This window comes from Rhizobium sp. NRK18, assembly GCF_024385575.1.
In the GTDB taxonomy this organism is placed as follows: Bacteria; Pseudomonadota; Alphaproteobacteria; order Rhizobiales; family Rhizobiaceae; genus JANFMV01.
Map to the genome: position 1 here is coordinate 1,876,023 of NZ_JANFMV010000001.1, position 16,595 is coordinate 1,892,617.

Consider the following 16,595-nt stretch of genomic DNA (forward strand, 5'->3'; position numbering starts at 1 on the left):
TTTTGCGCGGCCTCACGGAATTTTTAGGCCGTGGAAGCGTGGCGGAGGCAGGCGGACAGGATCAGATGATTTGGGAAAACGACCGCGTAGCGACTCTCTCCGGCAATTTGCCTCTGAAAGTCTCAAAGTGGCCGATTGTCCTAAAATTGATCACGGCCAGCCTCAAGCTTCGGACAATTTTTGAATGATATGTCATCTATCTTACTGATTTTCATATTACTTTCAAAATTGTTGATGATAGTGGCATTTGGCTTGAATAATGCATGTTGCTTGGGATATACACCCGCCATGTGAGATGTTCTGCTGGAGAAAAGCGTTGAGTGAGAATATCGATCTTAGCAGTTATGAGCTCTCGGAAGACGAGGAGTTCATGAATGCAAATCAAAGGGCATACTTCCGGGCCAAACTGGTTGCGTGGAAGAATGACATCCTTCGTGAAGCGCGCGAGACCCTCGACCACCTCGCTGAGGAAAGCGCGAACCATCCCGATCTTGCGGACCGGGCATCCTCCGAAACAGACCGAGCGATCGAACTGAGAGCCCGCGACAGACAGCGCAAGCTGATCTCCAAGATCGACGCCGCCCTGCAGCGGATCGATGACGGGACTTACGGTTATTGCGAAGAGACCGGTGAGCCGATCGGGCTGCGCCGTCTGGATGCAAGGCCGATCGCGACATTGTCGATCGAGGCGCAGGAACGCCACGAGCGGCGCGAGAAGGTCTACCGCGACGAGTGATCCGTCGGCAGGCGGGTTCTGGCGAGGGCTGAAGTCTTCGAGACTGATCAGGTCTCGCGGAACGATGTTCTTGCTTTCGGCCATCGCCCATATCAAAGCGGCATATTGCAGATTGAAAAGGCCATGCGTCCGGATGGATGCATGGCCTTTATTTGTTTGATCCTGACGGCGTGAGCGTCAGTGTGGACCGGATGTGGTCAGGTCTTCTTGCGGTCGAAGGTCATCTCGCCGAAGATCTTGGCGATCTCGTTCTGGAGGATCTGTTCGTCGCGGCTGACGCCGGTGATCGGCGGGGCGACATTCGCCTGGGCCGGCCGGGCTTGCGCCGGCTTTGGCTCGGGCGACAGCGGGATTCGATCCATTTCCGCCTGGAGGATGCTTTCGAAGTTCGTGGCATTTGGGGGCGCGTCAAAGGCGGCTGGCTCGACGCTTCTTGGCGACGGGATCCAAGGTTCCTGCGTCCTGCTCTCTGGCGACGTCTCGGGGGTGTCGGCATTGCGGTTGGCCCCGCTTTGAGGGCGCGGCGCGGGCTTGATGATCCGCTGGCGGGCACGCTCCAGGGCGTCTTCCGCGTCGTCCGTGAAGATGCTGCCCGTGCCTGTCAGTATGGTCTTGGCAGGCTGCATGGGCGGTGTGGAAAAGCCCATCGGCTCGACCGAAACGGGATTGCCCCGTGATGCGCCCGTCTGCGGCGCAACGGTCGCCGACATCGTCTGGCCACCTGGATTCGGGGCAGCAGGATTGGCGGGTCTTGCCGATTGATCCGGCGCGGACACAGCCGGGGCGGGTTCCGCGGCGCCGCGCGACAGCGCCGCTTCGCTGCGCAGCATGCTGACGGCCTCGTCCAGACCGCGCTCCATATCCTCGACCCTCTTGACGGTCACGTCGTCGTCTGCCGGGCCCTGGTCCGGTGCGGCTTCCGCAACCGGTTTTGCGACCGGTGTTACCGCCTGTATCGTGGCGATATCGAAGGTGTCGGCGGCGCTCGGATTTTCGAACGTGCCGGCATTCTGGCCGTCTGCGGCGGAATAGCGGTTGGGAATGTTGCTTTCGATGACGATGTCTGTCGAGCCGCCGATCATCACGAGGTGTTCGACGTCGTCGCGGCGGATCAGCACGATCTGGCGGCGGGTGTCGACGGCGGCGTGCTCGAGGACCTGAAGGCGGCTCTTCTTGTTTCGCTTGACCCGGGCGACGAAGGACGTCGGCGCGCGGCGCTTCAGAACCCACAGCATGCCGATGAAAACGATGAGGGCGACCGAGACGATCGCCGTCGCAAGAAGGAACCGTCCGCCATAGCCTGCCAGCACGTCGTCCATCTCAGTCTGTCACTCCTGTGTCGCTCGGTTCGATTGAACCTTTTTTGGGTGCATCGCGCAATCATCCTTGAAAACTTGTCCAGAGATAAATTGGCCGCAAAGAGGCGCCGTGATGATTTTTGTCCGAACAACATCGGCAAAAGGTCATGAATGTCTGTGAATGTGTGCGCGAATGATGCATTGGAAGCTTTTGGCGCTTCTGACAAATTGCTAAACAGGGGTGCTGCGCCGATTCCATCACATGCCACCTTCTTCGCTGGGACGAACAGGGCGCCAGACACGAGGTTCGATGACGAGACTGCAAGCAGGCGACACAAGACGCGCACCGTTGATTGACCGGAGCGCTCAATCGGGACTTGGCCTCCGCATCGTTCTCCTGGCGCTGACACTGATCGTGGCGGCGGCGGCGATCGTGTATTTCCAGGCCTCTCTCGACAGCGAACTGGTGCTCGGCCTGCTCGGCATCCTCGCCATGGTCGGGATCTTCTTTCTCGTGTCGACCGTGATCGGCTTCGTTTCGGTGATGCCGCCGGCGTCTGCCGATACGCTGGCGCGCGGTTATCTCGACAGTCATCCCGACGGAATGCTGATCACCGACATCCGCGGGCGGGTGATCTATGCCAATGCCGCCTATGGTCAATTGACCGGGGCGACAAAGGCGACCGAAGTGCAGACGCTCGAGACGCTGTTGTCGCGCAGCGACGAATCCAATGAAGCGCTCTACAAGCTGACCAATGCGTTGAGGGAAAAGACCGAAGGCCAGGAGGAATTCCGCCTGCTGCGCCCCTTCGGCGGGGCGGTCACCGGGTCGGGGTCCGGCGCCCACTGGTACAGGCTGAAGGCGCGCGCCCTTGCGACGCAGGGCACGCAAAAGCCCGAACTGTTCATCTGGCAGATCACCGACATCACTGCAGAGCGGGAAGATCAGGAGCGCTTCTTCAAGGAGTTGCAGAACGCCATCGACTATCTCGACCATGCGCCGGTCGGCTTCTTCTCTGCAGGCCGCAAGGGCGAGATCTTCTACATCAACGCCACACTTGCCGAGTGGCTGGGGCTCGATCTTGCAACGTTCACACCGGGTTCGATGGCGATTGCCGATCTGGTGGCGGGCGAGGGGCTGTCGCTCATCAACTCGGTGCAGGCCGAGCCTGGCACCAAGAAGACGGAAGCGCTGGACCTCGACATGCGCCGTTCCGACGGGCGCAGCCTGCCGGTTCATCTGGTCCATCAGGTGCGCTCGACGCGTGATGGTGCGCCGGGCGAAAGCCGCACGGTGATCCTGACGCGGCAGGCATCCGCCTCCGGTGACGGCGCGGCCACCGCCGCCTCGATGCGCTTTACCCGCTTCTTCAACAATACGCCGATGGCGATCGCCTCCGTCGACGGCGAAGGACGGATTCTCCGGACCAATGCGCCGTTCCTGAAGCTGTTTTCCGATCTGGTAAGCCGCGACGATGTCGATCAGGGCGCGATGATCGAGACGGTGCTGGCGAAACTGGAGCGTCCGAAGATGGAGGCGGCGCTGGCCGCCGCGCGCGACCGGCAGGGCGACATCGCGCCGATTGACAGCCGCCATCCCGGCGACGAGACGCGGCACTTCCGCTTCTACGTCAATGCCGTCATCGACCAGAGCGACGAGGCGCCGGAAGAGGCGGCGATCGTTTATGCGGTCGAGGTGACCGAGCAGAAGGCGCTCGAGACACAGATGGCGCAGACGCAGAAGATGAATGCCGTGGGCACGCTGGCCGGCGGTATCGCTCATGACTTCAACAATGTGCTGACCGCGATCCTGCTCTCCTCCGACCATCTGCTTCTGCAGGCGCGTCCGTCGGACGCCAGCTTCTCCGACCTGATGGAGATCAAGCGCAACGCCAACCGCGCTGCCGTGCTCGTCCGTCAGTTGCTCGCCTTCTCGCGCAAGCAGACGCTGAGGCCGGCGATCCTCAACCTGACCGACGTCATCGGCGACCTGCGCATGCTGGTCGAACGGCTGATTTCCGGCACGAACGTCAAGCTGACGGTCGAGTATGGCCGCGATCTCTGGCCGGTGAAGACCGACCTGTCGCAGTTCGAGCAGGTGCTGATCAATCTCTGTGTGAATGCCCGTGACGCCATGCCGGAGGGCGGGGCCCTGACGATCCGGACTCGGAACCTGTCTTCGGCCGAGGTTGGCGCGTTCAATTACCCCGGCATGCCGGCCGAAGAGATGGTCGCCGTCGAGGTCGCGGATACCGGTACGGGCATTCCGAAGGAGATCATGGACAAGATCTTCGAACCCTTCTTCACCACCAAGGAAGTGGGCAAGGGAACGGGTCTCGGGCTTGCCATGGTCTACGGCATCGTCAAGCAATCGGGCGGCTTCATCTATCCGGAGTCGGAAGTCGGCAAGGGCACGACCTTCCGCATCTTCCTGCCGCGCCACATTCCGGAGGTGCAGCCGACCGTCGTGGAAGTCGACGGTGCGCAGGCGGCGGCCAGCGCCGCACCGTTGGCGCCGGCAAAGGCACCGGAGCAGGTGGACCTGACCGGCAAGTCCGCCGTCGTTCTCCTCGTCGAGGACGAGGAAGCGGTGCGCCGCGGCGGCAAGCGCATGCTGGAGACCCGCGGCTATACGGTTCACGAGGCCGGCTCCGGCGTCGAGGCGCTTGAGATCATCGAGGAGCTGAACGGCGAAGTCGATATCGTCGTCTCCGACGTCGTCATGCCGGAGATGGACGGGCCGAGCCTGCTCAAAGAAATCCGCAAGATCTACCCGGACATGAAGTTCATCTTCGTTTCCGGTTATGCGGAAGACGCCTTTGCCCGGAACCTGCCGGAGGATGCGAAGTTCGGCTTCCTGCCCAAACCCTTCTCGTTGAAGCAGTTGGCGGAAGCCGTGTGGGACATGCTCGGCCAGAAGGACTGATCGCGTCGCTAAGCAACCGCGCTGCCTTCTGCAGAGATAAAAAATGCCGGCCACGAGGGCCGGCATTTTTGTTTGCGTCGGTGATGCGTTACCGTCAGCTTGCCATGGCGACGGCGATGCCGGCGGCCAGGCGGGCGTTGTTTTCAACGAGCGCGATGTTCGTCTTCAGGCTGCGGCCGTCGGTGAGACGATAGATGTCGGAGAGCAGGAACGGCGTGACTTCCTTGCCCTTGATGTCGGCATCCTCGGCATTGGCGAGCGCGCGCTTGATATAGATTTCCATTTCGTTGCGCGGGATTTCGTCTTCTTCCGGCACCGGATTGGCAATCAGCATGCCGCCGCCAAGCACCAGGGCCTCGCGCGTTTTCTGGAAATGGGCGATCGCCTCGGGGCTGTTGAGCATCAGCGGGCTTTTGAGGCCGGAGGAGCGCGACCAGAAGGCGGGGAATTCGTGCGACCCATAGGTAACGACCGGCACGCCGCGTGTCTCAAGCACTTCCAGTGTCTTCGGAATGTCGAGGATCGCCTTGGCGCCGGCGCAGACGACGATGACGGACGTCCGGGCCAGTTCCTCAAGATCGGCGGAAATGTCGAAGCTCAGTTCCGCGCCGCGATGCACGCCGCCGATCCCGCCGGTGGCGAACACGCGGATGCCGGCGCGGGCGGCGGCGATCATGGTCGCGGCAACCGTCGTCGCTCCCGTGCGCCGCTCGGCGATGGCGAAGGCGATGTCGGCGCGCGAAACCTTCATGGCGCCGGTCGTCTGCGACAGCGCCTCCAGCTCGGCATCTTCCAGGCCGACATGCAGCTTGCCGGCGATGACCGCAATCGTTGCCGGAACCGCACCCTCGGCGCGGATGATCGCCTCGACGCTGCGCGCCATCTGCAGGTTGCCCGGATAGGGCATGCCATGGGTGATGATGGTCGATTCGAGTGCGACGATCGGCAGACCCTGCACCTTGGCGTCGGCGACTTCCTTCGAATAGGTGATCGGGAAATTGTGGGCGGGTGTGGTCATAATCGGATCCATCATCAGACGTGTTTCGGTGTTCATGCCAGAAGGCGGGGTTCGGGTACAAGCGCCAAGGCGGCATCGAGCGTGGCACGGCTCATATTTTCCGCGGCTGCCAGAGGCGATTGCAATGTGATTACGGCGGCTGCCGCGCCGGCGCGCAAGGACTGAGGCAACCTCTCGCCGTCGAGGGTCGCCGCGATCACGCCGGAGGCAAAGGCATCGCCGGCGCCGGTGACATCGGCAATTTCGGGTAACGCCGGTGGTGCCAGGGCGCAGGCCATGTCGTCGCGGAAGGCGACGAGCGCGTTCTTGCCGCGGGTGATGACTGCGCCACGCAAACCCTGGCCGCGCAGCAGGTCCGGCCAGCCTGAAGGATCGTCCGGCCTTGTTTCGGCAATCGCTTCGGCTTCCGCTTCGTTCATGAAGAGCATGTGCAGATGAGGAAGGGCAGATCTGAAGCGGACGACCTTGGCCGGCGAGATGGCGATGGCGGCAAGGGGAATGCCGCGCTTGGCCGCCACGTCCGCCAGTGCGATGATCGTCTCGGCGGGCATGTTGCCGTCGGTCAGGATAAGGTCGGCCGCCGTGATCGCATCGCGGATCTGGCGCATGGAGAGGCGGCGCGTAGAGAAGAGGCTGTATAGCTCCATGTCCGCGATGCCGATCACCAGATTGCCGTCCTTCTCCAGGATCGCGGTATAGCTCGGCGTCTGCCGGTCGAGAAAGGTGAGCGGACGGTCGTCGATGCCGGCCCGCTCGGCGGCGTCCGCCACCATCTCTCCGGCCTGATCGCCGCCGCGTGGAGAAATGAGCGTGACGGCATGGCCAAGCCGGGCCAGGTTCTGCGCGGCATTGAAGCCACCGCCGCCGGGTTCGGTGAACCAGCGGCCCGGATTGGAGGCACCCGGCACGGTCGCTGTCGAAATGCGCGCCCGCCGGTCGATATGGGCACCGCCGATGACGAGGATTCGTTTGCTCATTTAAGCCTGCCGGAGATGCGCGATTCGGACGAAACAGGCATCCCGAAGGTTCTTTGCCGGCTGCGGCAAGCCCTTGTTTCCACACCCGAAAACGAAAAGAGAACAAACGCCATATTGTTATTTTCTTTCATTGGCTTGCATGGGTCTTGCGCAACGAGAACAAAATGTGTACATATTCGTCATCGACGGCTTCATTGCCTGTGCGGCTTCAATAACCTAAAGGTGGATCAAATGGCACAAAATTCTTTGCGGCTCGTAGAGGACAAATCCGTGGATAAAAGCAAGGCACTTGAAGCTGCACTCTCCCAGATCGAACGGTCGTTCGGCAAGGGATCGATCATGAAGCTCGGTTCCAATGAGAATGTCGTCGAAATCGAAACCATTCCGACCGGCTCGCTGGGCCTGGACATCGCGCTCGGCGTCGGCGGCCTGCCGAAGGGCCGCATCATCGAGATCTTCGGACCGGAAAGCTCCGGCAAGACGACGCTGGCGCTGCAGACGATTGCGGAAGCCCAGAAGAAGGGCGGCATTTGCGGCTTCATCGACGCCGAACATGCGCTCGATCCGGTCTATGCCCGCAAGCTCGGCGTCGATCTTCAGAACCTTCTGATCTCCCAGCCGGACACCGGTGAACAGGCGCTTGAAATCACCGACACGCTGGTGCGCTCCGGTGCGCTCGACGTTCTCGTCATCGACTCGGTTGCCGCCCTGACGCCGCGTGCCGAAATCGAAGGCGAAATGGGCGACAGCCTGCCGGGTCTGCAGGCGCGCCTGATGAGCCAGGCGCTGCGCAAGTTGACCGCCTCGATCTCGCGTTCGAACTGCATGGTCATCTTCATCAACCAGATCCGCATGAAGATCGGTGTCATGTTCGGTTCGCCGGAAACGACGACCGGCGGCAATGCGCTCAAGTTTTATGCGTCGGTTCGCCTCGACATCCGCCGGATCGGTTCCGTCAAGGACCGCGACGAAGTTGTCGGCAACCAGACGCGCGTCAAGGTCGTCAAGAACAAGATGGCGCCGCCCTTCAAGCAGGTCGAGTTCGACATCATGTATGGCGAAGGCGTGTCGAAGACCGGCGAGCTGATCGACCTCGGCGTCAAGTCCGGCATCGTCGAGAAGTCCGGCGCCTGGTTCTCCTATAACAGCCAGCGCCTCGGGCAGGGCCGCGAGAACGCCAAGCAGTTCCTGCGCGATAATCCCGACACGATGGCCGAGATCGAGATGGCGTTGCGCCAGAATGCCGGTCTCATTGCTGAGCAGTTCCTGGACAAGGGCGGCGAGGACGACGACGGCGACGCGGCTGCCGACGGCTGAGACTGTCAGTGGGCTGGCGGCCAATTCTTCGCCGGTCAGCTGAACATAGGGACAGCGTTGTTCCCGGCTTTTGCGGCCGCACATCATGATGATGTGCGGCCGTTTCCGTTTGTTCTGGACAGTCATGGGGGCGTTGGATAAAAGCCAGTGGTTTTGTTGAATAATCCGCCTGCACGGCGGGTGGCAGTGAAGGGTCAAGCATGAGCGGCGTGAACGACATCCGGTCGACATTCCTCGACTATTTCAAGACGAACGGACACGAGGTGGTCGCCTCCAGTCCGCTCGTGCCGCGCAACGATCCGACGCTGATGTTCACCAATGCCGGCATGGTGCAGTTCAAGAACGTCTTCACGGGTCTGGAAAGCCGGCCCTATTCGACGGCAGTCACCGCGCAGAAATGCGTGCGCGCCGGCGGCAAGCACAACGACCTCGACAATGTCGGCTATACCGCGCGTCACCACACCTTCTTCGAGATGCTCGGCAACTTCTCCTTCGGCGACTATTTCAAGGATCGCGCGATCGAGCTTGCCTGGAACCTGATCACCAAGGAATTCGGCATCGACCGCAACCGGCTGATGGTCACGGTCTATCACACGGACGACGAAGCCTTCGACCTGTGGAAGAAGATCGCTGGCCTGCCGGAGGAGAAGATCATCCGCATTCCGACGAGCGACAATTTCTGGGCGATGGGCGATACCGGTCCCTGCGGTCCCTGTTCGGAAATTTTCTACGACCACGGCGATCATATCTGGGGTGGTCCGCCCGGCTCTCCGGAAGAGGATGGCGACCGTTTCATTGAGATCTGGAACCTCGTCTTCATGCAGTACGAGCAGGTGACGAAGGAAGAGCGCCTCGACCTGCCGCGGCCCTCCATCGACACCGGCATGGGGCTGGAGCGCATTGCCGCCCTCCTGCAGGGCAAGCACGACAATTACGACATCGATCTGTTCCGGGCCCTGATTGCGGCGTCGGAAGAGGCAACCGGCGTCAAGGCCGAGGGCGAGAGACGGGCGAGCCACCGGGTCATCGCCGACCATCTGCGTTCGGCTGCGTTCCTGATCGCCGACGGTGTCCTGCCGTCGAACGAAGGTCGCGGCTATGTGCTCCGCCGCATCATGCGTCGCGCCATGCGCCACGCCGAACTGCTCGGCGCCCGTGATCCGCTAATGTGGCGCCTGTTGCCGACGCTGGTTCAGGAGATGGGCCGCGCCTATCCGGAACTGGTGCGCGCTGAGGCGCTGATTTCCGAAACGTTGAAGCTCGAGGAAACCCGCTTCCGCAAGACGCTCGAGCGCGGACTCGTTCTCCTGAACGATGCGACGACCGATCTTTCCAAGGGCGGCATGCTCGACGGCGAAACCGCATTCAAGCTCTACGACACCTACGGCTTCCCGCTCGATCTGACGCAGGACGCGTTGCGCGCCCGCGGCATCGGCGTAGACATTGCCGGCTTCACCGACGCCATGGAGCGCCAGAAGGCGGAAGCGCGCGCCAGCTGGTCCGGGTCCGGCGACAAGGCGACCGAAACGATCTGGTTCGAGCTGAAGGAAAAGTTCGGTGCGACCGAATTCCTCGGCTACGACACGGAGACCGCCGAAGGCGTGATCCAGGCGGTCGTGCGCGACGGCGCCGCCGTCGGCGAAGCAAAGGCCGGTGACGCGGTCCAGGTCGTCGTGAACCAGACGCCGTTCTACGGCGAATCCGGTGGCCAGATGGGCGATACCGGTGTCATTTCAGGTGAAGATTTCGCCATCACGGTGACCGATACCCAGAAGAAGGGCGAAGGTGTCTTCGTCCATTACGGCACGGTCAGCGAAGGTGTGGTCAAGAGCGGCGAGGAAGTTGTTCTGACCGTCGATCACGCCCGCCGGTCGCGGCTGCGCGCCAACCACTCGGCAACGCATCTGCTGCACGAGGCTCTGCGCGAGGTTCTCGGCACGCATGTGGCCCAGAAGGGCTCGCTGGTGGCGCCCGAGCGGCTGCGCTTCGACGTCTCGCATCCCAAGCCCATGTCGGTCGAGGAGCTGAAGGTCGTCGAGGACATGGCCAACGAGATCATCCTGCAGAATTCGCCGGTGACGACACGCCTGATGAGCGTCGACGATGCGATCGCCGAGGGCGCCATGGCGCTGTTCGGCGAGAAGTATGGTGACGAGGTGCGCGTGGTGTCGATGGGCACGGGCGTGCGCGGCGCCAAGTCCAACCGGCCGTATTCCGTCGAACTCTGCGGCGGCACGCATGTCGGCTCAACCGGCGAGATCGGTCTCGTGCGGGTTCTGTCCGAAAGCGCGGTCGGCGCCGGCGTCCGCCGCATCGAGGCGGTGACGGGCGAGGGCGCACGCGCCTATCTGGCCGAGCAGGACGAACGCGTGAAGACGCTCGCCGCGACGCTCAAGGTTCAGCCGGCCGACGTGCTGTCGCGGGTCAGCGCCATGATGGACGAGCGTCGCAAGCTCGAGAAGGAACTGGCGGAGGCCAAGCGTCAGCTGGCGCTCGGTGGTGGCAAATCGAGCGATGGCGCCGGCGATGTCCGTGAGGTTGGCGGTGTCAAATATCTCGGCAAGGTACTCAACGGCGTCTCGCCGCGCGACCTCAAGGGTCTGGCGGACGATGGCAAGGCCGGTCTCGGCTCGGGTGTCGTCACCTTCATCGGCATTTCGGATGACGGCAAGGCAAGCGCCGTCGTCGCGGTCACGCCGGACCTGACGGGCCGCTTCAGCGCTGTCGATCTCGTGCGCGTGGCATCGGCAGCACTTGGCGGCCAGGGTGGCGGCGGTCGTCCGGACATGGCGCAGGCCGGCGGGCCGGATGCGGGCAAGGCCAATGCAGCGATCGAGGCCGTGGCCGAGGCGCTCGCCGGCTAAGAGATAGCGCAATCCTGATAGGCCCGAAGGACCGTGCAGACATGGTCAGCCTTCGGGCTTTTTGCCTTTCTGGCACCGCTTCACGGGTGTTTTATACGTGGCGGTTAGTCAATCTTTCACGCCTTCGAGATAAGTTAGATATATCAGTGCTCGCAGGAAGGCGACGGACGTGTCGCCTTGATGACAGGCGTGTGCGGCGAGACCCGAAGGCGCAAAGTTGGAAAATCTGCTCAATATCGCGACGATGATGATCTGTACGTCGATCATCACGGTTTTCATGGCAATAGGTTTTTCCATTCATGCGGTGTTTCGCCCGCAGGACACGGCAATCCGGTTGTGGGCCGCGACGATGTGGATGGCGACGGGCGCGATGGTTCTCCTTGCCCTCCGGGCGAGTTGGCCATTCTGGCTGACGGTGGGTCTCGGCAATGGTCTGACCGTTGCGGCATACGGACTGCTGTGGACGGGGTTCCGGGTGTTCTTCGGCAAGGATCCGAAATGGCATTTTGCCTTTCTGGGCATGCTGGTCTGGTTTGGTTGCCTTGCAGGTCTCGATTGGGTGCGCGGCGACGTCAATTATCGCATCATGCTGATGGCGTTGCTTCTGTCGGCCTATACGCTGCCCATTTGCCTGGAGGCGTGGGCGGGCTGGAAGCAGGAGCGCTTGCCGACCGCGCTTGTCTGCAGCCTTTTCTTCCTCACCCATAGCGTTACCTATCTCGTGCGCATCCCGTTCGCCATCATTCGTCCGGCCGACCCTTATCTCGGCACCGCCTGGTCGCCCTGGTTTGCATTCCTGACGCTGGAAGCCTTCGTGCACGTGCTTTTCACGACCCTGTCGATCATCGTGCTGATCAAGGAGCGGGCGGAGGCAAGGTACAGGACTGCCGCGGAAACCGACAGTCTGACCGGGGCTCCGAACCGCAGCCATTTCGTTCACTCCGTGGAGCGGTATCTCGCGAACAAGACCGAGCCTTTTGTCTTCGCACTGATGGATCTCGACAATTTCAAGCTGATCAATGACCGCTACGGGCATCTGGCCGGCGATCAGGTTCTCAAGGCATTCGCCGAGCTCCTGAGCGCGCATTTGCCGCGCGCCTCCATGTTTGGCCGGATCGGCGGCGAGGAATTCGCGATGCTGATCGGTGAACTGGAGGAAAAGGCCGCGATCGGGGTTCTGGAAGCGGTCCGGATGGCGACGGAAAGCCTGGAGCCGGGAATATTGGCAGGTGTGCCCGGAGTAACTGTCAGCATCGGTGCCGTCACCTCCGCCGCCGGCCTGGGGGGCTTCGACAATCTCATGGCCGCCGCTGACGTGGCGCTTTATGTGGCAAAGGGACAGGGGCGCAATCAGCTCTGTCTTTATGATCCGGTTCACGCGCTGCAGACAATCGGGGAGGCTGAGGCGCATGACGAACGGCAGGTCAGCGATCCACGGTTATCAATCAGCACTTGACCGCGACGATCTGATGGCGTTCAGGGCATCGTCCACCGTGGCAAAGAACGCCACGCGCGGCTCCGCGACCCCGTGCGCACGCAGCATCTTGGCCGTGTCGTAACTTGCCCCGCAGATCATGTAGGACACGTTGTTACGCGAGGCCTTGCGCAGCGAGCTTTCGATGACATTGGCGGCGGTGGAATCGATGAACGGCACGGACGAGCAGTCGAGCAGGAAGTTGCGCCGCTGGTCGGCGATGCGGTCGAGAACGGAGCCGACCGTGGCCGCCGCGCCAAAGAAGAAGACGCCGTTGATGTGATAGACGACGGTATCTGGATCGTCGGCGACAACGGGGCGCTCCTTCTCGTTTTCCTCGTCTTTCAGCTCCACCGCAAAATTGCGTCGCGCGGCCTCGCTGACGACGATCGCCTTGCCCATCCTGTTGATGAACAACATAGCGCCGAGCGCGAAGCCGCCGATGATGCCCTCCGTCAGGTCGCGGAAGATGACGAGCGCCAGCGTGACGATCAGCACCATGGCGTCGCCGCGGGACGAACGCATGAGCGCGGCGAAGGCGTGCTTCTCGATCATGTTGTAGGAGACCACGGCCAGGAGGCCGGCAAGCGCGGCGAGCGGAATGTAGGCCGCGAGCGGTGCGGCGATCAGCATGAAGAGAAGCAGGAAGATGGAATGCATCATGCCCGAAAACGGGCTGGTGGCGCCGGCGCGAACATTGGTCGCCGTGCGGGCGATCGTACCGGTCACGCAGATGCCGCCGAAGAGCGGCGAGGCGATATTGGCGACCCCTTGGGCGACCAGTTCCATGTTCGAACGATGGCGGCGTCCGGTCATGCCGTCGGCGACGACGGCGGAGAGTAGCGATTCGATGGCGCCGAGCAGCGCGAAGGAGAAGGCGCTCGGCAGGACGGCCAGCACTTTGTCGAGGCTGATTTCCGGCAGGCTCGGGGCGGGAAGGGTGCGTGGAATGCCGCCGAAGCGGCTGCCGATGGTCTCGACCGGCAGCGACAGGAGGGCCGCGGCGAGTGACGCGAGCGCCACGGCGATCAGCATGTTCGGCCAGTTGGGGCGCAGCCGCTTGACGGCGAGGATCAGCAGGATCGTTCCGGCTGAGATGGCAAGCGCGGATGGGTTCAGCGTTCCGAGCGATGCGATCAGCTGCTGGTATTTGGGAATGATGGGGCCGGCCTCCGGCGCGGCGAGCGTCAGCCCCAAGAGATCCTTGATCTGGCTCGAAAAGATGATGACGCCGATACCGGCGGTAAAGCCGACAGTGACGGGATAGGGGATGAACTTGATGTAGTTGCCGAGCTTCAGCCAGCCGGCGGCCATCATCATCAGGCCGGAGAGCGCTGTCGCCAGCAACAACCCGTCAACGCCGAACTGGTTGACCGTCGCAGCGACCAGAACGATGAAGGCGCCGGCCGGTCCGCCGACCTGGTGACGGCTGCCACCAAGCGCCGAGACGAAGAAGCCGCCGACAATGGCGGTAAACAGGCCGCGGTCTGGCGTGACGCCGGAGGCAATGGCGATTGCCATGGAAAGCGGCAGGGCGACGATCGCGACCGTCAGGCCCGACAGCGCATCCTGCTTGAAGCGCGCCGACGAATATCCTTCCTGTAACACAGTGACGAGTTTTGGAACCAGGCGGTCGGTCATGGCTAAACTTCGGTCCTGAAAGATTGGCCGGGACATAGGCCAATGAAAGATGACCGATGATGCACCAGAGTCTCGTGAATAAGAAGAGGGCTCCAACCGTGAAGGCGGTTCAATCAGAACGGTGGAGGGGCCTCAGATCGCCGCGACAATCGAAAGTCAGGCGTTCTTCTGCATCTCTGCGGCCGCTGCGTTGTCGAGCGCCTCGGCGCGTTGATAGGCCGGCCGCGCGGACAGGCGGGCATGATAATCGCGGAAGGCGGGACGGTCGTCGATAGAGCCGAATTTCAGGCCCCAGTCGATGTGCGATCCGACATAGACGTCGGCGGCGGTGAAGCGGTCGCCGGTGATGAACGGGTGGGCAGAGACGGCCGCTTCCAGCGTATCCATGACCCTTTCGAAGCTGCCGTAGCCGACCATGCCGCGCCGCTCGGTGGGAACTTCGACACCGAGTGACCGATTGGTGACGGCGGCTTCCAGCGGGCCGGCGGCGAAGAACAGCCAGCGATAGTAGGCGGCGCGTTCGTGCGGGCGAGGTATAAGGCCGGCCTCGGGATAGGCATCGGCGAGATAGGCGCAGATCGCCGCGCATTCGGTGACGACGGCATCGCCGTGCAGGATGGAAGGCACCTTGCCCATCGGATTGACGGCCTTGTAGGCGTCCGTCTTCATCGGCGGGCCGAAGGGGATGATCCGGGCTTCGTAGGGAACGCCGGTCTCCTCCAGCATCCAGCGCGCGATGCGGCCGCGTGACATCGGGTTCGTATAGAAGATGATCTGCGCCATGCCGGCCTCCCGTCCGTTTTCGGGAGACTTTGCCGTCTTTGTGTGTGGAAGAAAAGACGGTCGTTAAAAAAGAAAACCCGGCGCGAGGCCGGGTTTCCGTCAAAGTCGATGGTGAGCCCGATCAGGCTGCCATGGCCTTCTTCAGGTTCTCGTCGATCTTGTCGAGGAAGGCGGTGGTGGAGAGCCAAGGCTGATCGGGGCCGATCAGCAGCGCCAGGTCCTTGGTCATGAAGCCGGATTCGACGGTTTCGATGCAGACCTTTTCCAGCGTCTCGGAGAACTTGGCGAGTGCTGCGTTGTCGTCGAGCTTGGCGCGGTGCGCGAGGCCACGCGTCCAGGCGAAGATCGAGGCGATCGAGTTCGTCGAGGTTTCCTGGCCCTTCTGGTGCTGGCGGTAGTGACGGGTCACGGTGCCGTGGGCGGCTTCGGCTTCGACCGTCTGGCCGTCCGGCGTCATCAGAACCGAGGTCATCAGGCCGAGCGAGCCGAAGCCCTGGGCGACGATGTCGGACTGGACGTCGCCGTCGTAGTTCTTGCAGGCCCAGACATAGCCGCCGGACCACTTCAGCGCGGACGCGACCATGTCGTCGATCAGGCGGTGCTCGTACCACAGCTTGGCGGCGTCGAACTTGTCCTTGAACTCGGCGTCGAAGACTTCCTGGAACAGATCCTTGAAGCGGCCGTCATAGGCCTTGAGGATGGTGTTCTTGGTCGACAGGTAGCAGGGAACGCCGCGCTGCAGGGCATAGTTGAACGATGCGCGGGCGAAATCCTTGATCGAGTCGTCGAGGTTGTACATGGCCATGGCAACGCCGGAGGAGGGCGCGTCGAAGACGTCGTGCTCGATCGTCTGGCCGTCGTCGCCGACGAACTTGATCGACAGCTTGCCCTTGCCGGGGAACTTGAAGTCGGTGGCGCGGTACTGGTCGCCGAAGGCGTGACGGCCGACGATGATCGGCTTGGTCCAGCCCGGAACGAGGCGCGGAACGTTCTTCATGATGATCGGTTCGCGGAAGATGACGCCGCCGAGAATGTTGCGGATGGTGCCGTTCGGCGACTTCCACATCTTCTTCAGGCCGAATTCCTCGACGCGGGCTTCGTCCGGCGTGATCGTGGCGCACTTGACGCCGACGCCGTGCTTCTTGATGGCGTTTGCGGCATCGACGGTGACCTGGTCGTCGGTGGCGTCGCGGTTTTCGACCGAGAGGTCGTAATATTCGATCTCGAGATCAAGGTAGGGGAGGATCAGCTTGTCCTTGATGAACTGCCAGATGATGCGGGTCATCTCGTCGCCGTCGAGATCGACGACAGGGTTTGCTACCTTGATCTTTTCCATGAATGCCTCTTCTTGTTCGCTCAATGGGGCGCAACGCCCGGAAGAATGAAATCCGGTCGCCTATAGCATTGTGACGCGGCAAGGCAAAGATAAGGAGCGGCGAAAGTGCGAGAAAATCGCGGCCGCTGCCGGCAATTTGTCTTCTTGCTGCCCCGGCCGCGTGCACGGCTGCAACGGCCGGTGATTTTTTGCCGCCCGCGGCCTTCTGGCCGATAGGGAACGTCG

At 62.3% G+C, this 16,595-nt stretch carries 11 protein-coding genes; 5 read left to right on the forward strand and 6 right to left on the reverse strand.

Going from position 1 to position 16,595, the window contains the following annotated elements:
• Positions 1-316: 316 nt before the first annotated feature.
• Positions 317-736, forward strand: coding sequence for an RNA polymerase-binding protein DksA (gene dksA / locus NN662_RS08650; protein ID WP_261929876.1), 420 nt, complete (start codon positions 317-319; stop codon positions 734-736).
• A 197-nt stretch (positions 737-933) separates the two neighbouring features.
• Here the strand turns inward: dksA and NN662_RS08655 are convergent, their stop codons facing one another.
• A complete protein-coding gene (locus NN662_RS08655) occupies positions 934-2,055 on the reverse strand; it encodes a flagellar biosynthetic protein FliO (RefSeq protein ID WP_261929877.1) in 1,122 nt (373 codons plus the stop codon).
• A 289-nt stretch (positions 2,056-2,344) separates the two neighbouring features.
• Here NN662_RS08655 and cckA point away from each other — a divergent pair, with 289 nt between their 5' ends.
• Positions 2,345-4,960, forward strand: coding sequence for a cell cycle histidine kinase CckA (gene cckA, locus NN662_RS08660; RefSeq protein WP_261929878.1), 2,616 nt, complete (start codon positions 2,345-2,347; stop codon positions 4,958-4,960).
• Between the two features lie 94 nt (positions 4,961-5,054).
• On the opposite strand, the gene NN662_RS08665 is transcribed toward cckA, so the two are convergent.
• The gene (locus NN662_RS08665) at positions 5,055-5,978 is read right to left on the reverse strand and encodes a pseudouridine-5'-phosphate glycosidase (protein ID WP_261929879.1); all 924 of its coding nucleotides are present in this window, start codon (positions 5,976-5,978) and stop codon (positions 5,055-5,057) included.
• Between the two features lie 32 nt (positions 5,979-6,010).
• Positions 6,011-6,955: a carbohydrate kinase family protein gene (locus NN662_RS08670; RefSeq protein ID WP_261929880.1), complete on the reverse strand. Its 945-nt coding sequence runs from the start codon at positions 6,953-6,955 to the stop codon at positions 6,011-6,013.
• A gap of 231 nt (positions 6,956-7,186) precedes the next feature.
• Between NN662_RS08670 and recA the strand changes: the two genes are divergently transcribed.
• The 3 genes from recA to NN662_RS08685 all read left to right on the forward strand — a co-directional run bounded on the left by recA (position 7,187) and on the right by NN662_RS08685 (position 12,592).
• Positions 7,187-8,272, forward strand: coding sequence for a recombinase RecA (gene recA, locus NN662_RS08675; RefSeq protein ID WP_261929881.1), 1,086 nt, complete (start codon positions 7,187-7,189; stop codon positions 8,270-8,272).
• A gap of 200 nt (positions 8,273-8,472) precedes the next feature.
• Positions 8,473-11,136 carry an alanine--tRNA ligase gene (gene alaS, locus NN662_RS08680; RefSeq protein WP_261929882.1) on the forward strand — a complete coding sequence of 888 codons (2,664 nt, stop codon included), beginning with the start codon at positions 8,473-8,475 and terminating at the stop codon, positions 11,134-11,136.
• Between the two features lie 217 nt (positions 11,137-11,353).
• Positions 11,354-12,592 (forward strand): GGDEF domain-containing protein, encoded by a 1,239-nt coding sequence (locus NN662_RS08685; RefSeq protein ID WP_261929883.1) that lies wholly within the window; start codon positions 11,354-11,356, stop codon positions 12,590-12,592.
• Here the strand turns inward: NN662_RS08685 and NN662_RS08690 are convergent.
• The 3 genes from NN662_RS08690 to NN662_RS08700 form a co-directional block, all read right to left on the reverse strand.
• Positions 12,578-14,251, reverse strand: a complete 1,674-nt coding sequence (locus NN662_RS08690; protein ID WP_261929884.1) for a SulP family inorganic anion transporter — start codon at positions 14,249-14,251, stop codon at positions 12,578-12,580. The genes NN662_RS08685 and NN662_RS08690 overlap by 15 nt on opposite strands.
• 156 nt (positions 14,252-14,407) lie before the next feature.
• On the reverse strand, positions 14,408-15,034 hold the full coding sequence (locus tag NN662_RS08695; RefSeq protein ID WP_261929885.1) for a glutathione S-transferase family protein: 627 nt from the start codon (positions 15,032-15,034) through the stop codon (positions 14,408-14,410).
• A 121-nt stretch (positions 15,035-15,155) separates the two neighbouring features.
• Positions 15,156-16,370 carry an NADP-dependent isocitrate dehydrogenase gene (locus NN662_RS08700; RefSeq protein ID WP_261929886.1) on the reverse strand — a complete coding sequence of 405 codons (1,215 nt, stop codon included), beginning with the start codon at positions 16,368-16,370 and terminating at the stop codon, positions 15,156-15,158.
• Between the last annotated feature and the right edge of the window lie 225 nt (positions 16,371-16,595).

What these genes read in the sequence shown, in the direction of transcription:
- NN662_RS08690 (WP_261929884.1), bottom strand. Translation starts at nt 14,251, where the DNA reads ATGACCGACCGCCTGGTTCCAAAACTCGTCACTGTGTTACAGGAAGGA.
- NN662_RS08670 (WP_261929880.1), bottom strand. Translation starts at nt 6,955, where the DNA reads ATGAGCAAACGAATCCTCGTCATCGGCGGTGCCCATATCGACCGGCGG.
- cckA (WP_261929878.1), top strand. Translation starts at nt 2,345, where the DNA reads ATGACGAGACTGCAAGCAGGCGACACAAGACGCGCACCGTTGATTGAC.
- alaS (WP_261929882.1), top strand. Translation starts at nt 8,473, where the DNA reads ATGAGCGGCGTGAACGACATCCGGTCGACATTCCTCGACTATTTCAAG.
- NN662_RS08700 (WP_261929886.1), bottom strand. Translation starts at nt 16,370, where the DNA reads ATGGAAAAGATCAAGGTAGCAAACCCTGTCGTCGATCTCGACGGCGAC.
- NN662_RS08665 (WP_261929879.1), bottom strand. Translation starts at nt 5,978, where the DNA reads ATGACCACACCCGCCCACAATTTCCCGATCACCTATTCGAAGGAAGTC.
- recA (WP_261929881.1), top strand. Translation starts at nt 7,187, where the DNA reads ATGGCACAAAATTCTTTGCGGCTCGTAGAGGACAAATCCGTGGATAAA.
- NN662_RS08655 (WP_261929877.1), bottom strand. Translation starts at nt 2,055, where the DNA reads ATGGACGACGTGCTGGCAGGCTATGGCGGACGGTTCCTTCTTGCGACG.
- NN662_RS08695 (WP_261929885.1), bottom strand. Translation starts at nt 15,034, where the DNA reads ATGGCGCAGATCATCTTCTATACGAACCCGATGTCACGCGGCCGCATC.